The following is a 6401-nucleotide window of genomic DNA, read 5'->3' as shown; positions in this document are numbered from 1 at the left end:
ATAAGGACGCGCCATCCATGCTGGCCTCCAATCCAGCCAGATGGTTGAATCAGATTTCAGCCAATCTGGGTACCCATATTCCGATTCAGCCCAAAATCATCAGGCTCTAACCTTTTGAAAACAGCAGGTAATGCGAGCAGTGTCTCTTAAAAACCGTAAGCAACGCCGGCATGCATTGTGACACCGTTTGTCCAGCTGCTGGGCTCATACAGCGAGTAGCCACCGTATTGCGCGACCGCCTGACTGCGCCCGAATGAGAAATAGGTGTATTGCACGCCGCCGGTCAGATGCAGACCACCGCTGACCCGATAATCGAAGTCGAGCGCTGCATCCCATTCCGGCCGGTTGCGGAGGTGGAACGTGCCGTTCACATCCCGTGCGTCCATACGCGTTCCGACCAGTTCGGCCCAGCCCAGTCTGCCGCGCAGAACGAAATCGCGGGTTAAAGCATAATCGAGACGCACAACGATGCCTGCGAGAAAGGTGCCGTAATCCTCGGACAGCGAAGAAACCTCGTCACTCCCGTCAATATGCCTGTTCCATGTGCGATATCCGCCCTGAAGAGCCGGCGTAATCAGGAAACGGTCTGAGACCATAATGCCCTTGCCAAGTTCCAGGCGACTATCCGTCGTCATGCGCTGCGAGGACGTATTATAGGGCGAGATGAGCCCCGGTTCGGTCGGAGAGGACGCCGATCCGTGATAGCCCGTGGAGCCGTCGCCATAGGCAAAATGCAGGGCAATGAAAATATTCCCGACTTCGTAGAGATCAAACATCGTCGAGGCATCGACCTGAAAGCCTGTTGTCCAGCCGGTCTCGCGATCATAGCCGGTGCCCGCAGGGTCATGCAGGGGCTTTTCCTTATAGTTGCTCCAGATCCCCGCAGCCGCAATCCCGATCTCACGGTTGACCTGGACCACAGCCGGCAGGCGTCGCGGAGAGGGCGTATAACGATGCGCATCATAGTTATCAGGCGCGAATTTGCGGGGCTTGCGTGGCTGCGGTTCAAACGGCCGGACAGGCATGTTGAACGTCGTGGATGTGCCCGTGACGACAGGGGCGTTATCGGTCGGGTCCATGCCGAGAGTCATCAGCATCCGGGCCAGGGTCCGGTGGCGCAGTTCGTCTTCGCGCCGTGTGTCGAGGTATTCCGTCGTATGCGATGGCGCGAACTGCGCATGCGCCTTGCCGCCAGCGACAAGCGCCGGCATGGAGAGACCCAGACACAGGATTGTTTTGCGCACGTACGCCTCATTCGGGTCGGAACAGACTGGTCTGTCCTTCCCTAAGGCGCAGTAGTTAAAGCGATCCTGGCAAAACCCGTCAGACAGCCTGCCATCCGTCTTTTTTCAACACAACACCTGCCAGATAGAGGCTGCCGCAGATCAGAACGCGCGCCGGAGGACGGCCCTCCCCGCAGGAGAGCGCGTCAAGTGCTGCGTCAATCGTCGGACCCGGCCGCACTTTTCCGCCCCCGGCCGCGACAATGGAGCCGACTGGCAGAGCCAGGTGCTGATCAGGCTCCGCGACGGCGTAGACGGTCGTTGCCCGGTCCAGAAGCGGAGCCAGAAAACCAGTGGCATCCTTGGTCTGCTTCATCCCGACAAGCACATGCAGCGGACGATCAGCCCAGCCATCCAGCACCGGGGCGAGCGCCTCTCCGGCACCGGGATTATGCCCGCCATCGAGCCAGAGTTCCCAGCCCTCCGGGAAGCGGTCGGCAAGAGCGCCGTGCAGGCGCTGAAGACGCGCCGGCCACTGCGTTTCCGCGATGCCGGCCCATGCCATCTCCGGCAATGTCAGGCCGCTGGCGCGCAGCGTCGCGATCGCGAGACCTGCATTGTCGTCCTGATGCGGCCCGGTCAGAGCGGGCGCAGGCAACAGGAGCGTGCCCCGCGCATCGTCGAACCGAAGCCCTGGCGGCTCTCCGCCGCTGCGTTCCACCGTCCAGTCCCGGTCACGACGCAGAAGCGGAGCCTTTCTGCGGGCCGCTTCATCTTCCAGAACCTGCATCACGACCGGCGGCTGATGCCCCGTCACCACAGGCACGGCAGGTTTGATGATTCCCGCCTTCTCTCCGGCAATCGCGGCAAGTGTCGAGCCCAGGAAGGCCTCATGATCCATTGAAATCGCGGTAATCGCGCAGGCGGCGGGATGTGGGATCACGTTGGTCGCATCAAAACGCCCGCCCAGACCGACCTCAATGATCGCCAGTTCAGCCGGATACCTGGAAAACAGCAGCAGACCAGCCGCGGTCAGCACCTCGAACACGGTGATCGGCGCGCCATCGTTAACGCGCTCGATCTCTTCCAGCGTCGCGATCAGCTCGTCCTCGCTGACCAGACGACCCGCGACGCGAAAACGCTCCGTGACATCGACAAGATGCGGCGATGTCATCACATGCACCCGCCACCCCGCCGCCTCCCCGATCGCACGCAGATTGGCGCAGGTGCTGCCTTTGCCATTGGTGCCGGCGACGTGAATGACGGGCGGCAGGTTGCGTTCGGGATGACCCAGACGCGCCAGCAGCGCTTCAAGCCGGCCAAGGGACAGGTCGATAAGCGCCGGATAGAGCTGGTTGAGCCGCTCAAGTACCTTACCGGTCCGACCGGTGAATTCCGCGCTGAATTTCGGCGCCGGAGTCACCCCGGTTTGGTTATCCGCCACGTCGCCATGATTGAGCGTGGTCCTGGTCATGCGCGGCTCTCCTGAGAGACATCAGGTGGTGGGCAGCGGGGTTCCTGAGCCCGGCTCTTCGGGATCAGGCAGCGTGCTGGTGAAAACGTCTCCCGGAGGAGCTGCTGTCAGCAGGCCGATCAGACGACCGAGCGTGGCGCGAAGATCCTTTCGCTCCACAACCATATCCAGCATCCCGTGTTCCAGCAGATATTCGGACCGCTGGAAGCCCTCAGGCAGTTTCTCCCTTACCGTATCCTCGATCACCCGGGGTCCGGCAAACCCGATCAGGGCTTTAGGCTCGCCAATCTGCACATCGCCCAGCATCGCGAAGGATGCGCTGACCCCACCTGTCGTCGGATCGGTCAGAACAACGATGTAAGGCAGGCCGGCTTCTTTCAGCATCTCCACGGCAACTGTGGTGCGCGGCATCTGCATCAGGCTCATCACGCCTTCCTGCATACGGGCGCCGCCGGAGGCAGTGAACACGATCAGCGGTGAGCGCTGCAGGATGGCGAGGCGGGTGGCGGCGATAAACCCCTCACCGAAGCCGGTGCCCATCGTGCCGCTCAGGAATTCGTAGGCCATCACCGCGACGACCGCCGGATAGCCCGTGATCCTGCCATGCGCGACGGCCAGCGAGTCTTCCAGCTGTGTCTTCGCGCGCGCGTCCTTCAGGCGATCCACGTAGCGTTTGTGGTCGCGGAACCCGAGTGGATCGTTCGCGACCTTAGGCAGTTCGATGCGCGTGTAGCTTTCCGGATCAAACGTCCATTCCAGACGCTCAGCGACCGGCACCTTCATGTGGAAGCCGCAATGCGGACACACATTCAGCGTCCGTTGCAGTTCCTTGACCAGTACCATCTGGTGACAGGACGGGCAGTTGGTCCAGAGGTTATCCGGAACCTCGCGCCTGAGCAGGCCCCGGATCTTGGGCCGGACATAGTCGGTAAGCCAGCTCATGCCTGAACTCCATGACTGAAAATGGGACGTGCGGCCGTCGCGCGCGGGATTGTCCCGGGAAACCGGCGGGGCCATGTAAGGGGCCACTGCATAGCTCCACTGTGCTTCTCTGCCAAGTAAAGCACATCCCTCACCGCTTCGGGTTTTGTCCCCCGGCCGCGCCGGATATAGAACCGGAGTGCAGCAAATCAGTCCGGCGTCCAGGCGCCGCTCTTCCGTCCACTCCGGCTCACGCGAGGTGCCCATGCGGGATTTCCGTTCCCTCTACCGTCACGGTTTCGCCCGCGTCGCGGCCTGTACGCTCCCCGTCTCGCTGGCCGATCCACGCCGGAACGCAGCGCACACCATTGACTGTCTCGCCGCCTGCTCCGGCGCTGGCGCCATTCTCGCAGTTTTCCCGGAACTCGGCCTGTCGGGGTACGCGATCGACGACCTGCGCCAGCAGGACGTGCTTCTCGACGCGGTCGAACACGCCATCGCCACCATCGCGGAAGCGACAGGCACGCTTCTGCCGCTGGCTCTGGTCGGTGCGCCCCTGCGCCACCGCGACGCGCTCTATAACTGTGCCATCGCCATCCATCGCGGCGAAATTCTCGGCGTGGTGCCAAAATCCTTCCTGCCGAATTATCGGGAGTTCTACGAGGGGAGGCAGTTCACCGCCGGAGCAGGACTGCGGGGCGAGACAATCCGCGTCGCGGGCTCGGAGGTGCCATTCGGGACCGATCTGCTGATTGAAGCGCTCGATATTCCCGGTTTCCGTCTGGGCGTGGAGATCTGCGAGGATCTCTGGGTGCCGCTGCCGCCGAGCACAGCCGCCAGCCTCGCCGGCGCTACCGTCATCGCCAACCTCTCCGCCAGCGATATCACGGTCGGCAAGGCAGAGGAGCGGGACATGCTCTGCCTGTCGCAATCCTCCCGCTGTCACGCGGCCTATCTCTATGCGGCGGCTGGAGAGGGCGAATCGACGACTGATGTCGCATGGGACGGACAGGTCTCCATCTTCGAGAATGGCCGAAAACTGGCCGAAAGCGACCGCTTCCCCACCGGGGCGCGCCACGTCCTGGCGGATATCGATCTGGACCTGCTGCGGCAGGAACGGATGCGTATGACCTCGTTCGGGCAGAACGCGGCGGCCACGGGCATGCCGGCCAGTGCCGCCTCATGGCGCAGGATCGCGCGCCGCTTCTCGCCCCCCGGCCGGGATCTCGGGCTGCATCGCGGGGTCGAGCGCTTCCCTTTTGTCCCGGCTGACGCCACGCGACTGGAGCAGGATTGCTACGAGGCCTGCACGATTCAGGTCTCGGCGCTCCGCCAGCGTCTGGTGGCAAGCGGCACAAAAAAGATGGTCATCGGCGTGTCCGGTGGTCTCGATTCGACCCAGGCGCTGCTGATCGCTGTCCGTGCCGCCGACGAACTCGGCCTCGGGCGCGATGCCGTCCTGGCCTTCACAATGCCCGGTTTCGGCACCAGCGACGAGACGCGCGGCAACGCTCACGCCCTGATGAAGGCGCTTGGCGTTACGGCAGACGAAATCGACATTCGCCCGGCGGCAAGGCTGATGCTGGAGCAGATCGGCCATCCCTTTGCGAAGGGCGAGCCGGTTTATGACGTTACCTTTGAGAACGTGCAGGCGGGGCTGCGCACCGATTTCCTCTTCCGCCTCGCCAATCAGCGCGGCGGCATCGTGCTGGGCACGGGCGATCTCTCGGAACTGGCCCTGGGCTGGTGCACCTACGGCGTGGGCGACCAGATGGCGCATTACAACATCAACGCCGGCCTCCCGAAGACACTGATTCAGCATCTCATCCGCTGGTTCATTTCCTCCGGTCGCTTTGACGACAGAACAGGCGCGATTTTGCGGGCCATTCTCGCAACGGAGATTTCACCGGAACTGGTTCCGGTGGGCGCGGACGGAGCCGTGCAGAGCACGGAGGCTGCCATCGGACCGTATGCGCTGCACGATTTCGCACTCTTCTACGTGCTGCGTTACGGGTTCCGGCCGTCAAAAATCGCCTTCCTGGCAGAAGCGGCATGGCGGGATGCGGCGGCGGGCGCGTGGCCTCCCGGTTTCCCGGAGGAGGACCGCCAGGCTTACGATCTGCCAGCAATCCGGCACTGGCTGGGCGTGTTCCTGCGGCGGTTTTTCACGACGAGCCAGTTCAAGCGCTCAGCCATGCCGAACGGCGCAAAGGTTGTGGCCGGGGGCGCTTTATCGCCGCGCGGTGACTGGCGCGCGCCGTCCGACGGAAATGCATGTGTGTGGCTGGAGGAGCTGGACCGGAACGTGCCGGAGGATGGCAGAGATCATTGATGGAGTGTGCGGTGGCCTGTCCGATCTCCTGACATGTGCTCCATGGCTGTCGCCACAGGCGTTCAGCCTTCAGGGTTTTGAAAAAGCTCTCCGTGACAGCATTGTCCCGGCAGTTTCCGTTTCCGCTCATGAATGCACGAACGTGCGCCATCAGCGCCTCATCCTGGCGTCTGCGCCAGGCGCCCGGTCGCTGACGCCGGACAGACGGCAGCCCGGAGCCAGACGCCCTGCGTGTGAACGGGATGACTGCACCATTCGTTACGATGATGCCATGAATGGCACCGTGTTTCAGGCATATACTGACTGCGTTCTTATGCCGGCGCTGCTGCGGGCGAAGGCCGAACGGACTGTCACCGCATGATGGAATGCCATCGGATCAGTGCCCGACGCTTTCACACACCATGAAGGCTCCGGGGTCTTCCTAGCAGCAGGATATGAAGCAGATTAAGGT

General features: G+C 62.8%; 5 protein-coding genes. 2 read left to right on the top strand and 3 right to left on the bottom strand.

Going from position 1 to position 6401, the window contains the following annotated elements:
- Positions 1-146 precede the first annotated feature (146 nt).
- The 3 genes from GOB85_RS09890 to accD all read right to left on the bottom strand — a co-directional run bounded on the left by GOB85_RS09890 (position 147) and on the right by accD (position 3639).
- On the bottom strand, positions 147-1244 hold the full coding sequence (locus tag GOB85_RS09890) for a hypothetical protein (RefSeq protein WP_338421698.1): 1098 nt from the start codon (positions 1242-1244) through the stop codon (positions 147-149).
- Between the two features lie 79 nt (positions 1245-1323).
- Positions 1324-2697, bottom strand: coding sequence for a bifunctional folylpolyglutamate synthase/dihydrofolate synthase (locus GOB85_RS09885; protein ID WP_173577330.1), 1374 nt, complete (start codon positions 2695-2697; stop codon positions 1324-1326).
- 21 nt (positions 2698-2718) lie between these two features.
- Positions 2719-3639, bottom strand: a complete 921-nt coding sequence (gene accD, locus GOB85_RS09880; protein ID WP_173577331.1) for an acetyl-CoA carboxylase, carboxyltransferase subunit beta — start codon at positions 3637-3639, stop codon at positions 2719-2721.
- 244 nt (positions 3640-3883) lie between these two features.
- Between accD and GOB85_RS09875 the strand changes: the two genes are divergently transcribed.
- Both GOB85_RS09875 and GOB85_RS09870 read left to right on the top strand, forming a co-directional pair.
- The gene (locus tag GOB85_RS09875; RefSeq protein WP_173577379.1) at positions 3884-5950 is read left to right on the top strand and encodes an NAD(+) synthase; all 2067 of its coding nucleotides are present in this window, start codon (positions 3884-3886) and stop codon (positions 5948-5950) included.
- Complete coding sequence (locus GOB85_RS09870) at positions 5934-6311, top strand: hypothetical protein (protein WP_173577332.1); 378 nt, start codon at positions 5934-5936, stop codon at positions 6309-6311. Before GOB85_RS09875 ends, GOB85_RS09870 begins: the two co-directional genes overlap by 17 nt.
- The last annotated feature ends 90 nt before the right edge of the window (positions 6312-6401 follow it).

The sequence above is a fragment of the Acetobacter fallax genome (assembly GCF_011516735.1).
GTDB lineage: Bacteria > Pseudomonadota > Alphaproteobacteria > Acetobacterales > Acetobacteraceae > Acetobacter > Acetobacter fallax.
This window is presented reverse-complemented; position numbering and strand designations above follow the sequence as displayed.

Excerpts from the sequence above, each read along its gene's own strand:
- accD (WP_173577331.1), bottom strand. The coding sequence starts at position 3,639 with ATGAGCTGGCTTACCGACTATGTCCGGCCCAAGATCCGGGGCCTGCTC.
- GOB85_RS09885 (WP_173577330.1), bottom strand. The coding sequence starts at position 2,697 with ATGACCAGGACCACGCTCAATCATGGCGACGTGGCGGATAACCAAACC.
- GOB85_RS09875 (WP_173577379.1), top strand. The coding sequence starts at position 3,884 with ATGCGGGATTTCCGTTCCCTCTACCGTCACGGTTTCGCCCGCGTCGCG.
- GOB85_RS09870 (WP_173577332.1), top strand. The coding sequence starts at position 5,934 with ATGGCAGAGATCATTGATGGAGTGTGCGGTGGCCTGTCCGATCTCCTG.